21 protein-coding genes are annotated in these 19583 nt (G+C 69.0%); 16 read left to right on the forward strand and 5 right to left on the reverse strand.

Going from position 1 to position 19583, the window contains the following annotated elements:
- Positions 1-27 precede the first annotated feature (27 nt).
- Positions 28-234 (reverse strand): heavy-metal-associated domain-containing protein, encoded by a 207-nt coding sequence (locus tag ABIC63_RS06440; protein ID WP_294366188.1) that lies wholly within the window; start codon positions 232-234, stop codon positions 28-30.
- 178 nt (positions 235-412) lie between these two features.
- Here ABIC63_RS06440 and ABIC63_RS06445 point away from each other — a divergent pair, with 178 nt between their 5' ends.
- On the forward strand, positions 413-2695 hold the full coding sequence (locus tag ABIC63_RS06445; RefSeq protein ID WP_354319126.1) for a heavy metal translocating P-type ATPase: 2283 nt from the start codon (positions 413-415) through the stop codon (positions 2693-2695).
- 69 nt (positions 2696-2764) lie between these two features.
- On the opposite strand, the gene ABIC63_RS06450 is transcribed toward ABIC63_RS06445, so the two are convergent.
- Both ABIC63_RS06450 and gstA read right to left on the reverse strand, forming a co-directional pair.
- Entirely contained in the window at positions 2765-3874 is a 1110-nt protein-coding gene (locus ABIC63_RS06450) for an alkene reductase (RefSeq protein ID WP_354319127.1), read from the reverse strand.
- 177 nt (positions 3875-4051) lie between these two features.
- Positions 4052-4660, reverse strand: coding sequence for a glutathione transferase GstA (gstA, locus tag ABIC63_RS06455; RefSeq protein WP_294366183.1), 609 nt, complete (start codon positions 4658-4660; stop codon positions 4052-4054).
- Between the two features lie 229 nt (positions 4661-4889).
- Between gstA and ABIC63_RS06460 the strand changes: the two genes are divergently transcribed.
- The 11 genes from ABIC63_RS06460 to ABIC63_RS06510 all read left to right on the forward strand — a co-directional run bounded on the left by ABIC63_RS06460 (position 4890) and on the right by ABIC63_RS06510 (position 12951).
- Positions 4890-5075 carry a DUF1328 family protein gene (locus tag ABIC63_RS06460; RefSeq protein ID WP_114801744.1) on the forward strand — a complete coding sequence of 62 codons (186 nt, stop codon included), beginning with the start codon at positions 4890-4892 and terminating at the stop codon, positions 5073-5075.
- 5 nt (positions 5076-5080) lie between these two features.
- Entirely contained in the window at positions 5081-5266 is a 186-nt protein-coding gene (locus ABIC63_RS06465; protein WP_294366182.1) for a hypothetical protein, read from the forward strand.
- A 154-nt stretch (positions 5267-5420) separates the two neighbouring features.
- Positions 5421-5672 carry a type II toxin-antitoxin system Phd/YefM family antitoxin gene (locus ABIC63_RS06470; RefSeq protein WP_017760147.1) on the forward strand — a complete coding sequence of 84 codons (252 nt, stop codon included), beginning with the start codon at positions 5421-5423 and terminating at the stop codon, positions 5670-5672.
- 3 nt (positions 5673-5675) lie between these two features.
- Positions 5676-6095: a type II toxin-antitoxin system VapC family toxin gene (locus ABIC63_RS06475; protein WP_294366180.1), complete on the forward strand. Its 420-nt coding sequence runs from the start codon at positions 5676-5678 to the stop codon at positions 6093-6095.
- Between the two features lie 35 nt (positions 6096-6130).
- Positions 6131-8077, forward strand: coding sequence for a tRNA uridine-5-carboxymethylaminomethyl(34) synthesis enzyme MnmG (gene mnmG, locus ABIC63_RS06480; RefSeq protein ID WP_354319128.1), 1947 nt, complete (start codon positions 6131-6133; stop codon positions 8075-8077).
- Entirely contained in the window at positions 8074-8727 is a 654-nt protein-coding gene (gene rsmG / locus ABIC63_RS06485) for a 16S rRNA (guanine(527)-N(7))-methyltransferase RsmG (protein WP_354319129.1), read from the forward strand. Before mnmG ends, rsmG begins: the two co-directional genes overlap by 4 nt.
- Before the next feature lie 81 nt (positions 8728-8808).
- Positions 8809-9423 (forward strand): LysE family transporter, encoded by a 615-nt coding sequence (locus ABIC63_RS06490; RefSeq protein ID WP_114801741.1) that lies wholly within the window; start codon positions 8809-8811, stop codon positions 9421-9423.
- A 39-nt stretch (positions 9424-9462) separates the two neighbouring features.
- Complete coding sequence (locus tag ABIC63_RS06495) at positions 9463-10356, forward strand: ParA family protein (RefSeq protein WP_294366174.1); 894 nt, start codon at positions 9463-9465, stop codon at positions 10354-10356.
- 20 nt (positions 10357-10376) lie between these two features.
- Entirely contained in the window at positions 10377-10955 is a 579-nt protein-coding gene (locus ABIC63_RS06500; protein ID WP_294366172.1) for an RBBP9/YdeN family alpha/beta hydrolase, read from the forward strand.
- A complete protein-coding gene (locus ABIC63_RS06505; RefSeq protein WP_354319130.1) occupies positions 10955-11923 on the forward strand; it encodes a ParB/RepB/Spo0J family partition protein in 969 nt (322 codons plus the stop codon). The genes ABIC63_RS06500 and ABIC63_RS06505 overlap by 1 nt, the downstream gene beginning before the upstream one ends.
- A 143-nt stretch (positions 11924-12066) precedes the next feature.
- Positions 12067-12951, forward strand: a complete 885-nt coding sequence (locus tag ABIC63_RS06510; RefSeq protein WP_354319131.1) for a CsgG/HfaB family protein — start codon at positions 12067-12069, stop codon at positions 12949-12951.
- An 81-nt stretch (positions 12952-13032) separates the two neighbouring features.
- Here the strand turns inward: ABIC63_RS06510 and ABIC63_RS06515 are convergent, their stop codons facing one another.
- Complete coding sequence (locus ABIC63_RS06515; protein WP_294366167.1) at positions 13033-14457, reverse strand: FAD-binding oxidoreductase; 1425 nt, start codon at positions 14455-14457, stop codon at positions 13033-13035.
- Between the two features lie 80 nt (positions 14458-14537).
- Between ABIC63_RS06515 and ABIC63_RS06520 the strand changes: the two genes are divergently transcribed.
- The 3 genes from ABIC63_RS06520 to ABIC63_RS06530 all read left to right on the forward strand — a co-directional run bounded on the left by ABIC63_RS06520 (position 14538) and on the right by ABIC63_RS06530 (position 16871).
- Complete coding sequence (locus ABIC63_RS06520; protein WP_294366164.1) at positions 14538-15122, forward strand: cob(I)yrinic acid a,c-diamide adenosyltransferase; 585 nt, start codon at positions 14538-14540, stop codon at positions 15120-15122.
- A gap of 9 nt (positions 15123-15131) precedes the next feature.
- A complete protein-coding gene (locus ABIC63_RS06525) occupies positions 15132-16046 on the forward strand; it encodes a LysR family transcriptional regulator (RefSeq protein ID WP_354319132.1) in 915 nt (304 codons plus the stop codon).
- 84 nt (positions 16047-16130) lie between these two features.
- Positions 16131-16871: an OmpW/AlkL family protein gene (locus ABIC63_RS06530; RefSeq protein ID WP_354319133.1), complete on the forward strand. Its 741-nt coding sequence runs from the start codon at positions 16131-16133 to the stop codon at positions 16869-16871.
- 73 nt (positions 16872-16944) lie between these two features.
- Here ABIC63_RS06530 and ABIC63_RS06535 read toward each other — a convergent pair whose 3' ends face one another.
- Entirely contained in the window at positions 16945-18183 is a 1239-nt protein-coding gene (locus tag ABIC63_RS06535) for a D-amino acid dehydrogenase (protein ID WP_354319134.1), read from the reverse strand.
- 305 nt (positions 18184-18488) lie between these two features.
- Between ABIC63_RS06535 and ABIC63_RS06540 the strand changes: the two genes are divergently transcribed.
- Positions 18489-19382 carry a transporter substrate-binding domain-containing protein gene (locus tag ABIC63_RS06540; protein WP_354319135.1) on the forward strand — a complete coding sequence of 298 codons (894 nt, stop codon included), beginning with the start codon at positions 18489-18491 and terminating at the stop codon, positions 19380-19382.
- The last annotated feature ends 201 nt before the right edge of the window (positions 19383-19583 follow it).

The raw sequence follows: 19583 nt of genomic DNA on the forward strand, positions 1-19583 counted from the left end.
GGACCGGGTTCCGTGAGGAAAAAGGCGTCAGCCCTGGACGGTATAGCCCGCTTCGCGGATCGCGTCCTGCAGTGCGGCGGGGGCTTCGGCGCTCTGCACCTCCACGCGACCGGCGGGCAGATCGATGCGCACCTCGGCATCGGGATCGACATCCTGGACCGCCTGGGTGACGGCACGGACGCAGTGTTGGCAGCTCATTCCGCTGACCTGGAAAACGTGGAGAGGAAAAGTCATGAAAAAAACCTGTGAGAGGGCCTAAAAAAAAGGGAACACCCTGGAGTGTGGACCTTGACACGATGTGAAGGTCAAGGCAACAAAACCCTTTTGGCGCCGTGCTGCGCATTTCCGATGTCCGTCGACGTGGCGAGGACGTCTTGACCTTGCCACCGTGTCAAGCCGTAGGCTTGCGTCCATGAATGCATCTTCGATCGACACCGCGCCCGTCCCGGGGGCAGCGCAGACGCTGGACCTCGGCATCGGCGGCATGACGTGTGCCTCCTGTGTGTCCCGTGTGGAAAAGGCCCTGCGCCAGGTGCCGGGTGTGCAGGAGGCCAGCGTGAACCTGGCAACGGAATCGGCCCGCGTCCGCTGGTCGGGCGACGACGGTGCCGATGCCGCACTCCGGCTGCGGCGCGCCGTCCGGCAAGCCGGCTACGAACCGCGGAGTGCCGAGGCGACGCAGGCAGAAGCGGAGGCGGGGCCATGGGCAGGGTTCGGCCCGGTGGCCGCGGCGCTGCTGCTGTCCTCTCCTCTGGTGCTGCCCATGCTGGGGATGCCCTTCGGGCTGGACTGGATGCTGCCCGCCTGGCTGCAACTGTTGCTGGCGGCGCCGGTGCAGTTCGTCCTGGGCGCGCGCTTCTACCGCGCAGGCTGGCATGCGGCGCGGGCTGGCACCGGCAACATGGACCTGCTGGTCGCCCTGGGCACCAGCGCTGCCTTCGGGCTGTCGCTGTGGCTCTGGTGGCGCGCCAGCCTGCATGGCGCGCACGGCGGCGAACCCCATCTCTATTTCGAAGCCTCGTCGGTCGTGATCGCGCTGGTGCTGCTGGGCAAGTGGCTGGAGGCGCGCGCCAAGCGGCAGGCCACGTCGGCCATCCGTGCGCTACAGCAACTGCGGCCCGAGACGGCGCACCTGTTGCAGTCGCGTGGTCGCCGCACCGAGGAAAGCGATGTTCCCTTGGTCGAGGTGATGGTGGGCGACCGGCTGGCCGTGCGGCCCGGCGAACGCATCCCGGCCGATTCCCGCGTGCTGGAAGGCGAGTCGGAAGTGGACGAATCCATGCTCACGGGCGAACCTCTGCCCGTGGCCAAGTCGGCCGGTAGCCGGCTGACGGGCGGTTCGGTCAATGGCGCCGGCCGCCTGGTGGTGGAGGTGCTGGCTGTCGGCACGGAAAGCGTGCTGGCCCGCATCATCCGGTTGGTGGAGGACGCGCAAGCCGCCAAGGCGCCCATCCAGCGACTGGTGGACCGGGTGGCTGCCGTCTTCGTGCCGGTCGTGCTGGGCCTGGCGCTGCTGACGCTGCTGGGCTGGCTGTTCCTGGGCGGTGCGCCGCTTGAAACGGCGCTGATCCACGCGGTGGCCGTGCTGGTGATCGCCTGCCCCTGCGCGCTGGGCCTGGCGACGCCGGTGGCGGTGATGGCCGGCACCGGCGTCGCCGCACGCCACGGCATCCTGATCAAGGACGCGACGGCGCTGGAGCGCGCGCACCGGGTGGATACAGTGGCCTTCGACAAGACGGGCACGCTCACGCGCGGACAGCCGCAGCTCAGCCGGCTCGACGCGACGGGGACCTTGGACGAAGGGCAGGTGCTGCGCATCGCTGCCACGCTGCAGCAGGGCAGCGAACATCCGCTGGCCCGGGCGGTGATGGAGGCCGCGAAGTCGCGGGGCCTCGCGCCCGACGAGGCACTCGAAGTTCGCGCCGTGCCGGGCCGCGGGATCCGCGCCGTGATCGACGGCGCGCCCTGGGCGCTCGCCAGCCTGCGCTGGTGCGAGGAATTGGGTGCTGCCTTGCCACCGGAAAAGGTCGAGGCGCTGTTGTCCACAGGTTCCTCGGTGTCCGCGCTGCTGAGCCTCGATGCGGAGGGTGAGCGGGTGAAGGCGGTCGAGGCATTGCTCGGCTTCACCGATGAGCCCAAGCCGGGGGCGGCGGAGGCGGTGGCGGCCCTGCGTGCGCGCGGGCTGCGGGTGGTGATGATCTCCGGCGACAACGCGCGTGCCGCGCAGGCGCTGGCCCGGCGCGTGGGCATCGCGGCCGAGGACGTGCGGGCACAGGTGCTGCCGGCCGACAAGGCGGCCGCCGTGGCGGCCTTGAAGGAAGGCGGCGCACGCGTGGTCGCCATGGTGGGCGACGGCGCCAACGACGCACCTGCGCTGGCTGCGGCCGATGTGGGCCTGGCCATGGCCAACGGCACCGACGTGGCCATGGAAGCCGCGGGCATCACCCTGATGCGCGGCGATCTGGCCCTCGTGGCTCAGGCCTTCGACCTGTCGGCCCGCACGGTGGCCAAGATCCGGCAGAACCTGTTCTGGGCCTTCGCCTACAACGTGGTCGGCATCCCCTTCGCGGCCTTCGGCCTGCTCAGCCCGGTGGTGGCCGGTGCGGCCATGGCGGCCTCGAGCGTCAGCGTGATGGCCAATGCCTTGTTGCTGCGGCGTTGGCGGCCGGCTTCGTCGGGCCAGCGGTCGGAATGACAGAAGGGCAGCCGAGGCTGCCCTTCCGGTCCATGCCTGCCAGCGCGCACGCCGGCAGTCTCTGACGCTTCAGCTCAGCGTCGGATAGTCCGTGTAGCCCTTCTCGCCGCCGCCGTAGAAGGTCTTGGTGTCCGGCGTGTTGAGCGGGGCGTTCTCCTTCAGGCGGCGCACCAGGTCCGGGTTGGCGATGTAGGGGCGGCCGAAGGCGACCAGATCGGCGCCCTTCTTCACCGCTTCCTCGGCCAGCTCGCGGGTGTAGCCGTTGTTGACCATCCAGGCGCCCTTGCCGCCCGCCTCGCGATAAGCCTTCTTCAGCGCCTCGTAGTCGAAGGGCCGGCCCTCGACGTCGCGCGGGCCGCCGGTGGCGCCTTCGATCACGTGCACATAGGCCAAGCCCAGCGGGCCCAGCTGGCGGACCACGTGGTCGAACAGCGGCTGCGGATCGCTGTCGACGATGTCGTTGGCCGGCGTGACCGGCGACAGGCGGATGCCCACCTTGCCGCCGCCTACCGCGTCGACCACGGCACGGGTGCATTCCAGCAGCAGGCGTGCGCGGTTCTCGATGCTGCCGCCGTAGTCGTCGGTGCGCTTATTGGCGCCGTCCTTGAGGAACTGGTCCAGCAGGTAGCCATTGGCGGCATGGATCTCCACGCCGTCGAAGCCGCAGGTCTCCACGGCGTTGCGGGCAGCGGCGGCGAAGGTGTGGACGATGCCGGGCAGCTCTTCCAGGTCCAGCGCGCGGGGCGTGGAGGTGGGCGCGAAGCTGCCGTTGCCCTGCGCGTCGATCAGGTAGGTCTTGGTCTTGGCGGCGATGGCCGAGGGCGCGACCGGCGGCTGGCCGTCGGGCTGCAGGCTGTCGTGCGACACGCGGCCCACGTGCCACAGCTGGGTGACGATCTTGCCGCCGGCCTCGTGCACGGCCTGCGTGACGCGCTTCCAGCCGTCCAGCTGCTCGGTGCCATAGAGGCCCGGCACGTCGGCATAGCCCTGGCCCTGGTGGCTGATGGCGGTGGCCTCGGTGATCAGCAGGCCGGCGGTGGCACGCTGCGCGTAATAGGTGGCCGTGATCGGCTTGGGGATGGCGTTGGGCGAACGGTTGCGCGTCAGCGGTGCCATCACGATGCGATTGGCGAGCTGGAGGTCGCCGGCCTGGACGGGGTCGAAGAGGGAAGAACTCATGGCTCGGGTGTTGAAGTGGGGATGAGAAAGACGAAGGCGGCAGGGTAGGTCACGGCCAGTGACGGCGCTACGGCAGGGTTGTGGTTTTCGGTGTAGGCGTGCCGGCCGGGCCGCCCAAAAAAAGGCGGGCGTCGCGCTTGGCACGTCGCCCGCCCTGATCGGCCAATGGACCCTGCCTTACTTCAGCAGTCCTTCGGCCTTGAGCGCTTCCTGCACGGCCGGACGCGCGCCCACGCGCGCATGCCAGGCCAGCAGGTGCTTGTAGGCGCTCAGGTCGATGTTCATCGGCTTGGCCCAGTTGACGGTGGTGAACAGGTAGCCGTCGGCGACGCTGAAGTGCTCGCCCATCAGGTAGTCCTTGCCTTCAAGCTGGCTGTCCAGCCACTGGAAGCGCGTGCGCAGCTTGTCGGCGAAGACCTTCTTGGTGTCTTCGGGCACGGCCGGGTTGAACAGCGGGCTGAAGCCCTTGTGGATCTCGGTGCCGATGAAGGTCAGCCATTCCTGCAGGCGGTAGCGCTGCAGCGTGCCGTTGGCGGGCGCCAGATTCTTGGTGGGGACCTGGTCGGCGATGTACTGCACGATGGCCGGGCCTTCACGCAGGCGGGTACCGTCGTCCAGTTCCAGCATCGGCACGTAGCCCAGCGGATTGATGCCGTAGTAGTCGGTGCCATCCTGCAGCTTGTGCGACTTGGTGCTGGCGAGCACCGGCTCGAAGGCCAGGCCGGCTTCGCGCAGGGCGATGTGCGGGGAGAGCGAGCAGGCGCCGGGGGAGTAATACAGCTTCATGGAGAGGGCTCCTTCTGTTGGAAAAGGTCTGGAAGCGAGAGCGTGGCGTGCAGTCCGGTGGCGGCCTGCACGGCAGCGCGAATGTACTTGGATCGGCGCGCGAGCTTGTCCTACGGGGTCATGCGGGCGGCACTGTCCAGCTTGGTGCACAGGCCGCAACTACGCTTCAGGCACCGCGGCAGGCTCAGTCGAATGCTCGCCGCACAACGAGACGACAAAGGAGTCAACCATGCTCAAGTACGCACTGATCTTTGCCCTGATCGCTCTGGTGGCGGGTGCCCTGGGTTTTGGCGGCGTGGCCGCCGGTGCCGCCGGCATCGCCAAGCTGCTGTTCGGCCTGTTCCTGCTGATGGCCGTGGTGTTCGTGGTGCTGGCCGCGCTGGGCGTGGGCGCCGCCAAGAAGGTGCTGGATTGAACACCGTGGACACGCTGGACATCCTCCGTTCCATTGCAGGGACGCGCCGGATCGGCGCGTTGGTGTCTCCAAAGGACCGGGTGCGCCATGTGATCGAGGTCACCCAGCGCAACTGGCAGCTGCCTGTGAGCCGCCGCAAGCGCGCGGCGACCACCGCGGCTCAGCCCGTCCGCGAACTGGCCACGGCCTGAGTTGCCGGACCTGGGGGCCGAGGTCCCCTCCCCGATAAGAGAGCGCAGGTGATCCCTGCGCTCTTTTGTTTTTGGGGCCGGTCCGCGCACCCTTAGGCCGGCAAAGGGATTGCGGTCTTTCCTAGAATGTACAAAACGCCGATTTTGTACATTCATGCACACCCTTCCTCTGAGTGAGTTCCGTGCCAATGCGTCGGCCATGCTCGATCTCGTCGAGCGTGGCGAGCGCGTGCGCATCCTGCGCCACGGCCGGCCGGTGGCCGATCTGGTGCCGGTGGGCGAGGCGGCCGAGCCGGTGGCCCGCGTTCCGCGTTGGAAGCAGCCCATCGAACCGCTGCAGCTGGTGCGCCCCGATGGCCGCACGGGCGCCCAGCTCATCATCGACGAGCGCGAGCGGGGCGCCTGAGCCATGCGCGTGCTGTTCGATGCCTCGGCGCTGGCCAAGCGCTACATCGCCGAACCCGGCCGGGAGCAACTGCTCGCACTGAGCGACCAGGCCTCCGCCGTGGTGGTGGCGGCCCATTGCAAGGCCGAGATCGCCAGCGCCCTCAACCGGCAGCGCCACGAAGGCGTGCTGGCCGATGAGGACTACCGCCGCATTATGGCGATCATCCACGAAGACTTTGCCGAGCTGGAATGCATGGCCATGGACCGGCGCGTCGAGGCGCTGGCCATGGCGGCCATGGAAGCGACCCGGCTCCATGCCTTCGATGCGCTGCCCATCGGCACGGCACAGGCGGCGGGTGTGGATCTGTTCGTGACGGCCGATCGGCGCCAGGCGGCCGCAGCCGCCGCCGTCGGCTTGCGCACCGAGTTGATCGAGGCCTGAGCCACCTCCGACACCTTCTTTTCGAGACATTCCTCATGTACATCCATCCCGATTCCTTCGACGTGATCGTCGTCGGTGGCGGCCACGCCGGCACCGAGGCGGCGCTGGCCGCGGCCCGAATGGGCTGCCGCACGCTGCTGCTCACGCACAACATCGAAACCCTGGGCCAGATGAGCTGCAATCCGTCCATCGGCGGCATCGGCAAAGGCCATCTGGTCAAGGAAGTGGACGCCCTGGGCGGCGCCATGGCCATCGCGACCGACGAGGCGGGCATCCAGTTCCGCATCCTCAATTCCAGCAAGGGACCGGCCGTGCGCGCCACCCGGGCGCAGGCGGACCGCATCCTGTACAAGGCCGCGATCCGGCATCGGTTGGAGAACCAGCCCAACCTCACGCTGTTTCAGCAGGCCGTGGACGATCTGCTGCTGGAGGGTGACCGCGTGGTCGGCGCGGTCACGCAGGTGGGCATTGCCTTCCGCGCGCGGACCGTCGTGCTGACGGCCGGTACCTTCCTGGATGGCCGCATCCACGTCGGCCTGGACAACTACCAGGCCGGCCGGGCAGGGGACCCGCCTGCGGTCAGCCTGTCGGCGCGGCTCAAGGAACTCAAGCTGCCGCAGGGACGCCTGAAGACCGGCACGCCGCCGCGCATCGATGGCCGCACCATCGACTTTTCCCAGTGCACGGAACAGCCGGGCGACGGCATGCCCGGCGGCGGCAATCCCGCCATGCCGGTGTTCAGCTTCATGGGCCGGGCCGACATGCATCCGCAGCAGATGCCGTGCTGGATCACGCACACCAATGCGCAGACGCACGACATCATCCGCTCCGGCTTCGACCGCTCGCCCATGTTCACCGGCCGCATCGACGGCGTGGGCCCCCGCTACTGCCCCAGCGTGGAAGACAAGATCAACCGCTTCGCGGACAAGGACAGCCACCAGATCTTCCTGGAGCCCGAAGGCCTGACGACCCACGAGTACTACCCCAACGGCATCTCCACCAGCCTGCCCTTCGATATCCAGCTGGCCATGGTGCGCAGCATGCCGGGCCTGCAGAACGCCCACATCCTGCGGCCGGGCTATGCCATCGAGTACGACTACTTCGACCCGCGCGGTCTGAAGAGCAGCTTCGAGACGCGCGCGATCCAGGGACTGTTCTTTGCCGGGCAGATCAACGGCACCACTGGCTACGAGGAGGCCGCGGCGCAGGGCCTGTTCGCCGGTCTGAACGCCGCGCTGCTGTGCCAGGAGAGGGAGGCCTGGGTGCCCCGGCGGGACGAAGCCTACCTGGGCGTGCTGGTGGACGACCTGATCACCAAGGGCGTGACCGAGCCCTACCGCATGTTCACCAGCCGGGCCGAGTTCCGACTCCAGCTGCGCGAGGACAACGCGGACATGCGCCTGACCGAAGCGGGCCGTCAGCTGGGGCTGGTGGGCGATTCGCAATGGGACGCTTTCTGCCGGAAGCGCGACGCTGTTTCACGTGAAACAGAGCGGCTCAAATCGACCTGGGTGAATCCCCGCAACCTGCCGGCCAGCGAGTCCGAACGGGTTCTGGGCAAGGCCATCGAGCACGAATACAACCTGGGCGATCTGCTGCGCCGGCCGAACATCAGCTACGACAGCCTGTTGTCGCTGGACGGCGGCAAGTACCGGCCCGCGCAGCCGTTGGCACCGGACGAAGTGGAGCAGGTGGAGATCGCGGCCAAGTACGCGGGCTACATCGAGAAGCAGCACGAGGAGGTGCAGCGCGCGGCGCACTTCGAGAGCCTGCGCCTGCCGGACGACCTCGACTACATGCAGGTTCAGGCACTCAGCATCGAGGTGCGGCAGAAGCTCAGCAAGCACCGGCCGGAAACCCTGGGGCAGGCGTCGCGCATCTCCGGCATCACGCCTGCGGCGATTTCCTTGTTGATGATTCATCTGCGCAAGGGTGGCTACAAGGCCTTCCAGCAGAAGGACACGGGGACGGTGCCCGCATGAGTGTCGTGAGCCAAGCGCAACGCGAACAACTGGAGGAGGGCGCGCGGACGCTGGGACTGGACCTGACCGATGCGCAGATCCGTCAGCTGCTGGACTACGGCAGTGCCATCCTCAAGTGGAACAAGGTCTACAACCTCACGGCACTGCGCGATCCCACGCTTGTCATCACCCACCACCTGCTGGACAGCCTCGCAGCCGTTCCGGCCCTGGGGCGACAGCAGCCGGGGGCAGGGCGCCTGCTGGACGTGGGCTCGGGTGCCGGCCTGCCTGGGGTCGTGATTGCCATCTGCCGGCCCGACCTGGAAGTGCATTGCCTGGATGCCGTCGCCAAGAAGATGGCCTTTGTGCAGCAGATGGCGGGCGCTCTGCAACTGCCTCGACTTCGCGGCCTCCACGCGCGCGTGGAGACACTGGAAGGTCGCTACGACGTGATTACTTCGCGGGCCTTTGCGTCGCTGGTCGATTTCGTGGATGGCTCTGCCCAGCTTCTGATTCCCGAAGGCGTCTGGATGGCGATGAAGGGAAAGCGGCCAGAAGAGGAGATCGAGCGCCTTCAGACCTCCGTGGATGTGTTTCACGTGGAACAACTCGTCGTCCCCGGCCTGGATGCCGAGCGCTGCATCGTCTGGATGCGCAAAAAACAAAGCTGACTCGCCTGCAAGCGGCTGCCAAACGGCAGCTCCGTCGCCTTGCTCGCGTAGACTCCCCGCTCCCTCCCGCAGCTCACTCCCATGTTCGGCATCTCCGACTACGGCGCCTTTGTCGCCGCCATCCTCGTGTTCCTGGCCATTCCCGGTCCGGGCAACCTGGCCTTGGTGAGTTCCACGGCCAAGGGCGGCGTGCGTGGGGGTCTGGCGGCCACGCTGGGCGTGATCCTGGGTGACCAGGTGCTGATGTGGTCCGCCGTCGCGGGCGTGGCTGCGTTGCTGGCGGCCTACCCGGCAGCCTTCCACGCCGTGCAATGGCTGGGCGCCGGCTACCTGGCGTGGATGGGGCTCCGGATGCTGCGGGCACGTCCCGGTGACAAGGCGGTGATCGACATCCGTCCCGGCCATTACCTGCGGCAGTCGCTGGCGATCACCCTCCTGAATCCGAAGGCCATCGTGTTCTACATGGCCTTCTTTCCCCTTTTCATCGATCCCGCTCACCACCGCGGCATGCTGACCTTCGCTGCAATGTCGTTGACCATCGCGGCCCTCACCTTCGGCTACGGACTGGTGGCCGTGCTGCTCACCCGCCATCTGGCCGACAAGCTGCGCGCCAACCGCCGCCTGTCCAGCCTGCTCGAAAAGACGGCGGGCGGCGTGCTGGTGGCTTTCGGCGTCAAGCTGGCACTGAGCCAGTAAACCCTCCCACCCCGCCGCCGACATCAGGAATCCAGCGACATGGCCCGCATCTTCTGCATCGCCAACCAGAAAGGTGGGGTGGGCAAGACCACCACCACCGTCAACCTCGCCGCCGGCCTGGCGAAGGTCGGCCAGCGTGTGCTGATGATCGACCTGGATCCGCAGGGCAACGCGACCATGGGTTCGGGCATCGACAAGCGAAACGCCGAGTACACCGTCTACGACGTGCTGCTCGAATCGGCCTCGGTGGCCGAAGCCCGCGTATCGGTCGAGGCCTGCGGCTATGACGTTCTCGCCGCCAATCGGGAACTGGCGGGCGCCGAGGTGGAGATGGTCGCCCTGGACCGCCGCGAGAAGCGTCTGCGCACCGCGCTGGCCGCCGTTGGCGCCGAGTACGACTTCGTGCTCATCGATTGCCCGCCCTCGCTCAGCCTGCTGACGCTCAATGGCCTGTGCGCCGCCCATGGCGTGATCGTGCCCATGCAGTGCGAATACTTCGCGCTCGAAGGCCTGACCGATCTGGTCAACACCATCAAGCAGGTGCACGCCAACCTCAACAAGAACCTGCAGATCATCGGCCTGCTGCGGGTGATGTTCGATCCGCGCATCACGCTGCAGCAGCAGGTGAGCGACCAGCTCAAGGCGCACTTCGGCGACAAGGTGTTCGACACCGTCATTCCCCGCAATGTGCGCCTCGCCGAGGCGCCGAGCTATGGCCTGCCCGGCGTGGTCTTCGACGCCGGCGCGCGCGGCAGCCAGGCCTATGTGGCCTTCGCCGAGGAACTGGTGCGCAAGATGCCGCCGGCCAGCGCCACGGCCGCGCCCACGCCGCCCGCACCGCAGACGGTGCCGGTGCTGCATGCCGTGGCGGGCGAGGAGCAGGCGGACGCGGCCCCGGACGAGGCGGGCGACGTGCCTCCGCCGGCCGCCTGATCGCTACGCTTTTCATAGCAATGAATCCACATCCTACCGAGCCGGCCACCGTGTTCCTGCTGCCAGGTTGGCAGAACAGCGGACCCGGCCACTGGCAGACGCGCTGGGAGGCGCTGCATGGCGACCACCGCGTCGAGCAGCACGACTGGATGCGCCCGCTGCGCGGCGACTGGTGTGCGCGGCTGGAGGAAGAGATCCTCGCGGCGCCCGGGCCGGTGGTACTGGCCGCCCACAGCCTGGGCTGCATCCTGACCGCGGCCTGGGCCGCCCATTCGCGCCACACGGCCCGTGTGCGTGGCGCGCTGCTGGTGGCGCCCGGCGACGTCGAGCGCGAATCGCTGCGCCACCAGATTCCCGGCTGGGCGCCCATCGTGCGCCAGGCCTTGCCCTTCCCGGCCGTGCTGGTGGGCGCCACCGATGACCCTTATTGCGACGCCGACAAGGCCCGCGAGCTGGCGCGCCACTGGGGCGCCCGCTTCGTGGATGCCGGCGCCCGCGGCCATCTCAACGCCGACTCGGGCCTGGGTGACTGGCCGGAAGGCCGCGCCCTGCTGGATGCGCTCATCCAGCCCCCGCAACCCACTTCTTCTTCCTGCTGATGGCAACCAAGAAACCCAAGGGCCTCGGACGCGGCCTCGAAGCCCTGCTGGGCCCCGCCGCAGGCCGCAATACCGACGACGCGGCCACGGCCGAGGCAGAGTCCGCCACGCCGCGGCGCGACGGCAATCCCAGCACCCTGGCCCTGAACCAGATGGTGGCGGGCGTCTACCAGCCCCGCACCCGCATGGACGAGGGCGCGTTGTACGAGCTGGCCGAGAGCATCAAGGCCCAGGGCATCATGCAGCCGATCCTGGTGCGCCGGCTCGATGCCGAGCAGGCCGCTGCCAAGAACGCCGAATACGAAATCATCGCCGGCGAGCGCCGCTTCCGCGCCGCCAAGATCGCTGGCCTGGACAGCGTGCCCGTGCTGGTGCGCGACGTGCCCAACGAGGCCGCCGCGGCCATGTCGCTGATCGAGAACATCCAGCGCGAGGACCTCAATCCGCTGGAAGAGGCGCAGGGCCTGCAGCGGCTGGTGAGCGAGTTCGGCCTCACGCACGAACAGGCCGCCCAGGCCGTGGGCCGTTCGCGCAGCGCGGCCAGCAACCTGCTGCGCCTGCTCAACCTGGCCGACCCGGTGCAGGGCCTGCTGATGGCCGGCGACCTGGACATGGGCCATGCGCGCGCGCTGCTGGCGCTGGACCGCGCCGCGCAGATCACGGCCGCCAACCAGATCGTGGCCCGCAAGCTGTCGGTGCGCGAGACCGAGGGCCTGGTCAAGAAGCTGTCGGCCGAATTCAGCCTGCAGCCCCAGGCCCAGCGCGCCGCGCCCGAGAAGCCGCGCGACCTGCAGCGCGTGGAGGAGGAACTGGCCGACCTGCTCACCGCCGCCGTCGAGGTGCGCATCAAGAAGCAGAGCAAGCGCGGCGGCCAGACGCAGATGAGCGGCGAGCTGGCGATCCACTTCGGCTCGCTGGATGCGCTGAATGGCCTGATCGAACGGCTGCGTGGCTCCACGGCGGGATAGGCGACCCGCAAGATGGGCGCGGCAGTTCTATGCCGCCGCCTTCCACTTTCGTCGGATGCGTGGTGCACAGGCGCACCGATAAGCTGCGGCCGCACCGTCTGCCCTGGCACGACGGCATGTCTCCAACCCGCGAGAGGCCGACCATGAATTCGACGACGCCCATTCTTCCCCGCCTTGCCCTGGCATTGACCGGCCTGCTGGCCCTGGCCGGCTGCCAGACCACCGACCTGCAGATGGGCAGCCAGTCCGCCAAGACCGTGGCCACCGGCGGCGCGGCGGGTGGCACCAGCGTCAACGCCAGCGGCCAGTTGGAGCGCTGCGAGTCGCCGCTGGGCACCGTCTCCCTCATCGAGAACCAGTCGGCCGGTTGGTACACGGTGCTGACCAACCAGTACAAGCTGCCGCCCACGGCCAACCTGCTGCGGCTGATGATCCAGCAGTCCAACTGCTTCGTGGTGGTGGAGCGCGGCGCCGCCGGCATGAACGCCATGAGCCGCGAGCGCGCATTGATGCAGTCGGGCGAGATGCGCCAGGGCAGCAACTTCGGCCGCGGCCAGATGGTGGCCTCGGACTACGGCCTGTCGCCCGAGGTCGTCTTCAACAACAACGACGCGGGTGGCATCGGCGGCACGCTGGGCGGCTTGATCGGCGGCAACCGGGGCCGTGCCCTGGCGGCCGTGGGCGGCAGCATGCAGACCAAGGAAGCCAGCACGATGCTGACCCTGATCGACAACCGCTCGGGCGTGCAGATCGCGGCGGCCGAAGGCAGCGCCTCCAAGACCGACTTCGGCGCCATGGGCTCGCTCTTCGGCAGCCGGGCGGGCGGTGCGGTGGGCGGCTATGCCAACACGGCGCAGGGCAAGGTGATCAGCGCCGCCTTCATGGACGCCTACAACCAGATGGTGGTGTCGCTGCGCAACTACCAGGCGCAGACGGTGCGCGGCCAGGGCCTGGGCGGCGGTGGCCGGCTGGGCGTGGATGGCGGTGTGGCGCCGTCGCAGACCTCGGCGCCGCGACAGAAGAAGTAAGGGCGGAGCCGGTGGACGCCGGCTTCTTCCCACCACCGTTCAGGCTGAGCTTGTAGAAGCCGGGGTCCGCCGCGGCATGCGCTACAGACTGAAGATCTTCCCCGGATTGAGGATGTTCTTCGGGTCCAGCGCCTTCTTCAGTGTGCGCATCATCGCCACCGCGCCTTCGCCGGCCTCGTCGATCAGGAAGCCCATCTTGTGCAGCCCGATGCCGTGCTCGCCGGTGCAGGTGCCGCCCATCGCGATGGCGCGCGACACCAGGTTGTGGCTCAGCTGCTCGGCGCGCAGGCGCTCGTCGGGGTCGTGCGGATCGATCAGGTAGCCGAAGTGGAAGTTGCCGTCGCCCACGTGGCCCACCAGGAAGTAGGGGATGCCGCTGGCGTCCACCTCGTCCACCGAGGCCAGCAGGCAGTCGGCCAGGCGCGAGATCGGCACGCAGGTGTCGGTGGTCACCGCGCGGCAGCCGGGGCGCGACTGCACGGCCGCGAAGTAGGCGTTGTGCCGCGCCGTCCACAGCCGGGTGCGCTCCTCCGGCGTCGTGGCCCATTCGAAGTCGTTGCCGCCCATCTCGCTGGCGATGGCCTGCACCGTCTCGGCCTGCTCCTGCACGCCGGCGGGCGAGCCGTGGAACTCCATCAGCAGCATCGGCTGCTCGCGCAGGCTCAGCTTGGAATGCGCATTGACCATGCGCACCGAGTTCACGTCGATCAGCTCCACCCGCGCGATCGGCACGCCCAGCTGGATGACCTGGATGGTGGTGTGCACCGCCGCCTCGATGCTCGGGAAGGAGCAGATGGCGGCCGAGACCGCCTCGGGCAACGGATAGATGCGCAGCGTGATTTCGGTGGCGATGCCCAGCGTGCCTTCGCTGCCGACGATCAGCCGCGTGAGGTCGTAGCCGGCCGAGGACTTGCGGGCGCGCGTGCCGGTGCGGATCGTCTCGCCTCTGGCCGTCACCACCTCCAGCGCCAGCACGTTCTCGCGCATGGTGCCGTAGCGCACGGCATTCGTGCCGCTGGCGCGCGTGGCGGTCATGCCGCCGATGGAAGCATCCGCCCCCGGGTCGATGGGAAAGAAGAGGCCGCTGGAACGCAACTCCTCATTGAGTTGCCGGCGGGTCACGCCCGGCTGCACGGTCACGGTGAGGTCCTCGGCATTCACCGCCAGCACCTGGTTCATGCGCGACAGGTCGATGCTGATGCCGCCCTGCACGGCCAGCAGGTGGCCTTCCAGCGAAGAGCCCACGCCGAAGGGGATCACGGGCACGTCCGCGTCCGAAGCGAGCTTCACCGCATCGGCCACGTCGCGCGTGCTTTCGGCAAAGACGACGGCCGCGGGCGGCGGCACGTCGAAGGGCGACTCGTCGCGCCCATGCTGCTCGCGCACGGCCATCGCCGTGGAACATTGCGTGCCGAAGCGCTCGCGTAGCGCGGCCAGCAGCGACTCGGGCACCGGGCGCGGTGCCACGGCGGGATGCAGGCGGGCGAGGTCGGCGGGGGCGTTCATGGGGTGTCTCCTTCAGGCGGCCGGGCGTATGCCGGCGCGGGTCTACCATTCTAGGAACCGCAGTCAAGGAAGGATTCCGCATGGGCAACCGCCTCACCCAGATCGCCACCCGCACCGGCGACGACGGCAGCACCGGCCTGGGTGACAACACCCGCGTCTCCAAGGGCCACCTGCGCGTGCATGCCATGGGCGACGTGGACGAGCTCAATTCCCACATCGGCCTGTTGCTCTGCGAGCCGCTGCCCGCTGACGTGCGCGAGCTGCTGGTCGATGTGCAGCACCAGCTCTTCAACCTTGGCGGCGAACTGGCCATGCCTGGCTACACGCTGCTCAAGGACGAGGCGCTGCTGCAGCTGGACCAGGCGCTGGAGACACACAACGCCGCGCTGCCGCGCCTGGCCGAGTTCATCCTGCCGGCCGGCACGCGCGCCGCATCGCAGGCCCATGTGTGCCGCACCGTGGCGCGCAGGGCCGAGCGCGCCATCGTCGCGCTGGGTGCCGTGGAGGTGGTCAACGATGCGCCGCGGCGCTACCTCAACCGGCTGTCGGACCTGCTCTTCGTGCTGGCCCGGGTGCTCAACCGCATGGATGGCGGCGACGACGTCTACTGGAAGAGCGAGCGCATGGCACGCGCGGCGCAGGACGCGTCGGCCTCCGGCGACTGACAGCGCCGCATGCGCCTGCGCCACATCGAGGTCTTCAATGCCGTGATGCTCACCGGCAGCGTGAGCGCGGCGGCGCGGCTGATCAACGTCACGCAGCCGGCGGTCAGCCGCACCCTGCAGCATGCCGAGCTGCAGCTGGGCTTCGCGCTGTTCCGGCGTGCCAAGGGGCGGCTCATTCCCACGGCCGAGGCGCAGGCGCTGTATCCGCGCATCGAGCGGCTGTTCGCGCAGCTCGACGAGGTGCAGCGCCTGGCCAGCCAGCTGCGCCATGGCGGCGAAGTGGCGGGCGAGTTGCGCATCCTGGCGGTGATGGCGCTGACCCACGAGGTGCTGCCGAGGGCGCTGGTCGCCTTCCGCGCCCGGCATCCGGCGGTCGCGATCCGCGTGGAGGCCCTGCACACGCCGCAGATCGTCTCGGCCCTGCTGCTGCGCGAGGCGGACATCGGCTTCGCCTTCAGTGCGCTGCCGCATGCGGGCCTGGTGAACGAGCCGGTGGCCGACAGCCGCATGGTCTGCGTGGCACCGCGCGGCCTGCTGCCGGCGGCGTTGGTGAAGGCGGGCCGGCTCTCGCTGCCCGATCTGGCCGACGTGCCTGTGATCGCGCTGGATGGCCGCGACCCGCTGGGCCTGGGCGTGGCCCAGGCCTGCCGCGAGGCCGGCGTCGGCCTGCAGGCGGTGGTCACGGTGCAGACCTACCACGCGGCGCTGGCCATGGCCCACCACGGCCTGGGCGCGGCGCTGGTGGACGGCTGCACGGCGCTGTCGGCCGACTCGGCCAAGGTCGACCGCCTGGCGCTGGCGCCGGCCTTGCCGGTGCCGGTGCGCGTGCTGCGGGCCGAGCAGGCCGGCGAGTCGGTGCCCATGCGCACGCTGCTCGCGTGTGTAAGACAAGTCCTGACGGCGTCCACCCCGGAATTGGGATAAAAAGCGAACGGTCGTTCGCATCGTCGGCTCCGCCCCGGAGCCGACCCGGGGACGGCACGCATCCCTCATCCAAAGGACTCTTCCATGCAGAGACAACAACGACTCCTCCAGACTCTGATCCTCGCCGCCCTGGGCGGCCTGGCCACCACCCCGGCGCTGGCCCAGCAGGCGGGCGACTGGGTCATGGGCGCCGGCTGGCTCCATTTCTCCCCGCGCGACTCCAGCAAGCCGCTGACGGTGACCTCGCCCATTCCCAGCGTGGTACCGGGCTCCGGCGCCGGTGTCAGCAGTGCCGACACCCTGGGGCTGAGCGCCGTCTACTTCATCGACCCGAACTGGGCCGTGGAAGGCGTGCTCGGCGTGCCGCCCAAGTTCAAGCTCAATGGCGAAGGCACGCTGGCGCGGGTCGGCCAGCTGGGCGAGGCGCGGCAATGGAGTCCCACGATCCTGGGCAAGTACTACTTCGGCAACGGCAACGACGCCTTCCGGCCCTTCGTCGGCGCAGGGGGCACCTATGTCTGGTACAGCGACGTGAGCCTGACGCCGGGCCTGCAGAGCGCGGTCGGCGGCCTGGCCGGCCGGCCGCCGCTGAGCACCGTGACCTCGGCCAAGCTCGACAGCTCTTTCGCGCCGGTGTTCAACGTGGGCGCGGCCTGGCAGTTCGACCGGCACTGGGGCATCTCGCTGTCGGTCTCGTACATCCCGCTCAAGACCAAGGCGACGCTGACCACCACCACGGCGACCGGCCTGCCGCTGCTCACCAGCGAGGCGCGGCTCAAGCTGAACCCCGTGGTGACCTACCTGTCGGCCACCTACCGCTTCTGACGCAGCCCAGGGGCGTGCGCAGGCCTGCGTCGTGCCCGCGGACGGGCGTGCCGGCGCCGTTCCCGTGGTTCCTTCAGGCCGGTACCAGGGCCGTGTCGGCCGCCAGCCGGTGCGCCACCTGGCGCGCCGTGCCGAAGGCCAACGTGAAGCCCAGCGCGCCATGGCCGACGTTGAACAGCACGTTGGCCGGTGCGCGCCCGGCATGGCCCACCAGCGGCAGTCCGCTGGGCGTGGCCGGCCGTAGGCCCGCCCAGGGCTGCGGGTCGGCGCCCTGCACCGCGGCATGCGGAAACACGGTCTGCGTGGCCGCCTGCAGCGTGGCGATGCGCGCGGGCGGGATGCGCAGGTCCTCGCCCACCAGCTCCGCCATGCCGGCCACGCGCAGCCGCTGGCCGATGCGCGCGAACACCGTCTTGCGCGTCGTGTCCGTCACGCTCACCACCGGCGCGGCGCCGGGCGTGTCGTGCACCGGCAGCGTGATGCTGTAGCCCTTGAGCGGGTAGACCGGCAAATAGGCGCCCAGCATGCGGCCGAAGCGCGCCGCGGCGGTGCCGACGGCGATCACGAAGGCATCGGCGGCGATGGCGCCTTGCTCGCGCGTGCGCACCGCCCTGGCACGGCCACGCGAGGCTTCGAAGCCCTGCACCTCGGCCGTGACCAACTGCACCCCGCGCGCCTGCAGCGCCGCAGCGAGTGCCTGGCACACCTTCAGGCAATCGGCCACGCACTCGCTCGCGGTGTAGACCGCGCCGGCGAAGCGGCCGCGATAGCCGGCGAGGGCGGGTTCCAGCGCGACGGCCTCGTCCGGCGTCACCACGCGCTGCGCCGCGCCGCCCAGCGATTGCTGCAGCGCCACCTGCCGACGTGCCGCCTCCACGCCCGCGGCACTGCCGTAGAGCACCAGCTTGCCGGCCTCGGCAAAGTCGCAGTCGGGTTGAAGCTGCGCGCGCATGGCCTCGAAGCCCTCGCGGCTCGCAGCGGCCAGCTGCAGCAGGGCCTGCGTCGTGCGTGCCGCGCTGCGGTCGTTGCAGGCCGCCATGAAGCCCAGTCCCCAGCGCCACTGCTGCGGGTCCAGCTGGGGGCGCAGCTTCAGCGGTGAATCGGCCGAGAACATCAGATGCGGCAACTGGCCCCAGATGGAGGCATCGGCCAGCGGCGCCACATAGGAGTAGCTCAGCTGCGCGCCATTGCCGCTGCTGGTGCCGCTTCCGGGCGCTGCACGGTCCAGCACCGTCACGGTATGGCCTTGGGCCTGGAGTTCCCACGCGGTGGCCAGGCCGACGATGCCGGCGCCGAGGATGCAGATGTGCATGGTAGTGTGCGGACGGAAGAGAGGGGACGCGGAAGAGGGCGGCGGGCTGGCCCGTCAGGGTGAACCCGCACTCTACGGAGCGTGCCTGCGCGCCGCCAATGCCAAAGCCATCCAGGGCCATGCCGCGAGCTCATGGGGCGCGGCGCGCATCCATAAGCTTTGGGCATGGCCGGCCGCGAAAAAACCATGAGCGGCGGCCCGGTCCTGCGGCCACACTGGCCGGCGCCTTGCTTGGGTCCCTGACGAGTCCGTCTTCTTCCGTCGTGCTCGCTTCCTTCACACGCATCTTCGACAGAAAGGTTTCCATGAAGCTTTCCCCCCTCATGACCGCCGCCCTGCTGGGCATCGCCAGCCTGCAGGCCGCCCAGGCCCAGGGCCAGGACACGCTGGCCAAGATCGACAAGGACAACAAGATCACCCTGGCCTACCGCGAGTCCTCGGTGCCCTTCAGCTACCTGGAAGCGCCCGGCAAGCCCATCGGCTTCGCGGTGGAACTGAGCAATGCCGTGGTGGCCGAGGTCAAGAAGCAGCTCAACAAGCCCAACCTGGAAGTGGCGCTGATGCCCGTCACCTCGCAGAACCGCATCCCGCTGCTGACCAACGGCACCATCGACCTGGAGTGCGGCTCCACCACCAACAACACCGCCCGCGGCAAGGACGTGGCCTTCGCCATCAACCACTTCTACACCGGCACCCGCGCGCTGGTGAAGAAGAGTTCCAACATCAAGGACTGGGCCGACCTCAAGGGCAAGAAGGTGGCCATCACCACCGGCACCACCAACATGCTGGTCGTGCGCAAGTACAACGAGGAGAAGAAGCTGGACCTGGACATCATCGGCACCAAGGACCATGCCGATGCGCTGCTGCTGGTCGAGAGCGATCGCGCCGCGGCTTTCCCGATGGACGACATCCTGCTCTTCGGCTTGAAGGCCAACGCCAAGGATCCGGCCAGCCTGGAGGTGGTGGGCGAGGCGCTGCAGGTGGAGCCCTATGCCTGCATGCTGCGCAAGGACGATCCGAAGTTCAAGGCGCTGGTGGACGGCGTCTTCACCGGCCTCATGAAGTCGGGCGAGTTCGAGAAGATGTACGCCAAGTGGTTCATGGGCCCGATCCCGCCGAAGAACCAGGCCATCGGGCTGCCGATGAGCAAGGAGCTCAAGGACAACCTCCAGGCCTTGAGCGACAAGCCAGCGACATGAGCTCGCCCCCCAGGCTGCGCGGCACTGCGTGCCGCTTCGCCGACCCCCCTGCCGGGGGGCGCTCCCAGCGGCCCGGCAGAGCCGGTTCCGCGGGAGCCGCTGGCGTGGCCTGCTCCGCGGCCTCTCGTGCAGTCGTGGGGTCGAGGTTGTCGGCGAGCGGATGATCGTGCGTTCTCTACCAACCAAATAAAAGAGCCTCCC

Origin of the sequence: Pseudacidovorax sp. 1753 (genome assembly GCF_040544975.1) — a bacterium.
Lineage (GTDB): Bacteria > Pseudomonadota > Gammaproteobacteria > Burkholderiales > Burkholderiaceae_C > Xenophilus.

Excerpts from the sequence above, each read along its gene's own strand:
- ABIC63_RS06535 (WP_354319134.1), bottom strand. The coding sequence starts at position 18,183 with ATGCACATCTGCATCCTCGGCGCCGGCATCGTCGGCCTGGCCACCGCG.
- ABIC63_RS06440 (WP_294366188.1), bottom strand. The coding sequence starts at position 234 with ATGACTTTTCCTCTCCACGTTTTCCAGGTCAGCGGAATGAGCTGCCAA.
- ABIC63_RS06515 (WP_294366167.1), bottom strand. The coding sequence starts at position 14,457 with ATGAACGCCCCCGCCGACCTCGCCCGCCTGCATCCCGCCGTGGCACCG.
- ABIC63_RS06475 (WP_294366180.1), top strand. The coding sequence starts at position 5,676 with ATGCGCGTGCTGTTCGATGCCTCGGCGCTGGCCAAGCGCTACATCGCC.
- ABIC63_RS06540 (WP_354319135.1), top strand. The coding sequence starts at position 18,489 with ATGAAGCTTTCCCCCCTCATGACCGCCGCCCTGCTGGGCATCGCCAGC.
- ABIC63_RS06470 (WP_017760147.1), top strand. The coding sequence starts at position 5,421 with ATGCACACCCTTCCTCTGAGTGAGTTCCGTGCCAATGCGTCGGCCATG.
- ABIC63_RS06520 (WP_294366164.1), top strand. The coding sequence starts at position 14,538 with ATGGGCAACCGCCTCACCCAGATCGCCACCCGCACCGGCGACGACGGC.
- ABIC63_RS06445 (WP_354319126.1), top strand. The coding sequence starts at position 413 with ATGAATGCATCTTCGATCGACACCGCGCCCGTCCCGGGGGCAGCGCAG.
- ABIC63_RS06510 (WP_354319131.1), top strand. The coding sequence starts at position 12,067 with ATGAATTCGACGACGCCCATTCTTCCCCGCCTTGCCCTGGCATTGACC.
- ABIC63_RS06495 (WP_294366174.1), top strand. The coding sequence starts at position 9,463 with ATGGCCCGCATCTTCTGCATCGCCAACCAGAAAGGTGGGGTGGGCAAG.
- ABIC63_RS06460 (WP_114801744.1), top strand. The coding sequence starts at position 4,890 with ATGCTCAAGTACGCACTGATCTTTGCCCTGATCGCTCTGGTGGCGGGT.
- ABIC63_RS06450 (WP_354319127.1), bottom strand. The coding sequence starts at position 3,874 with ATGAGTTCTTCCCTCTTCGACCCCGTCCAGGCCGGCGACCTCCAGCTC.
- ABIC63_RS06500 (WP_294366172.1), top strand. The coding sequence starts at position 10,377 with ATGAATCCACATCCTACCGAGCCGGCCACCGTGTTCCTGCTGCCAGGT.
- ABIC63_RS06525 (WP_354319132.1), top strand. The coding sequence starts at position 15,132 with ATGCGCCTGCGCCACATCGAGGTCTTCAATGCCGTGATGCTCACCGGC.
- ABIC63_RS06505 (WP_354319130.1), top strand. The coding sequence starts at position 10,955 with ATGGCAACCAAGAAACCCAAGGGCCTCGGACGCGGCCTCGAAGCCCTG.
- ABIC63_RS06530 (WP_354319133.1), top strand. The coding sequence starts at position 16,131 with ATGCAGAGACAACAACGACTCCTCCAGACTCTGATCCTCGCCGCCCTG.
- mnmG (WP_354319128.1), top strand. The coding sequence starts at position 6,131 with ATGTACATCCATCCCGATTCCTTCGACGTGATCGTCGTCGGTGGCGGC.
- rsmG (WP_354319129.1), top strand. The coding sequence starts at position 8,074 with ATGAGTGTCGTGAGCCAAGCGCAACGCGAACAACTGGAGGAGGGCGCG.
- gstA (WP_294366183.1), bottom strand. The coding sequence starts at position 4,660 with ATGAAGCTGTATTACTCCCCCGGCGCCTGCTCGCTCTCCCCGCACATC.
- ABIC63_RS06490 (WP_114801741.1), top strand. The coding sequence starts at position 8,809 with ATGTTCGGCATCTCCGACTACGGCGCCTTTGTCGCCGCCATCCTCGTG.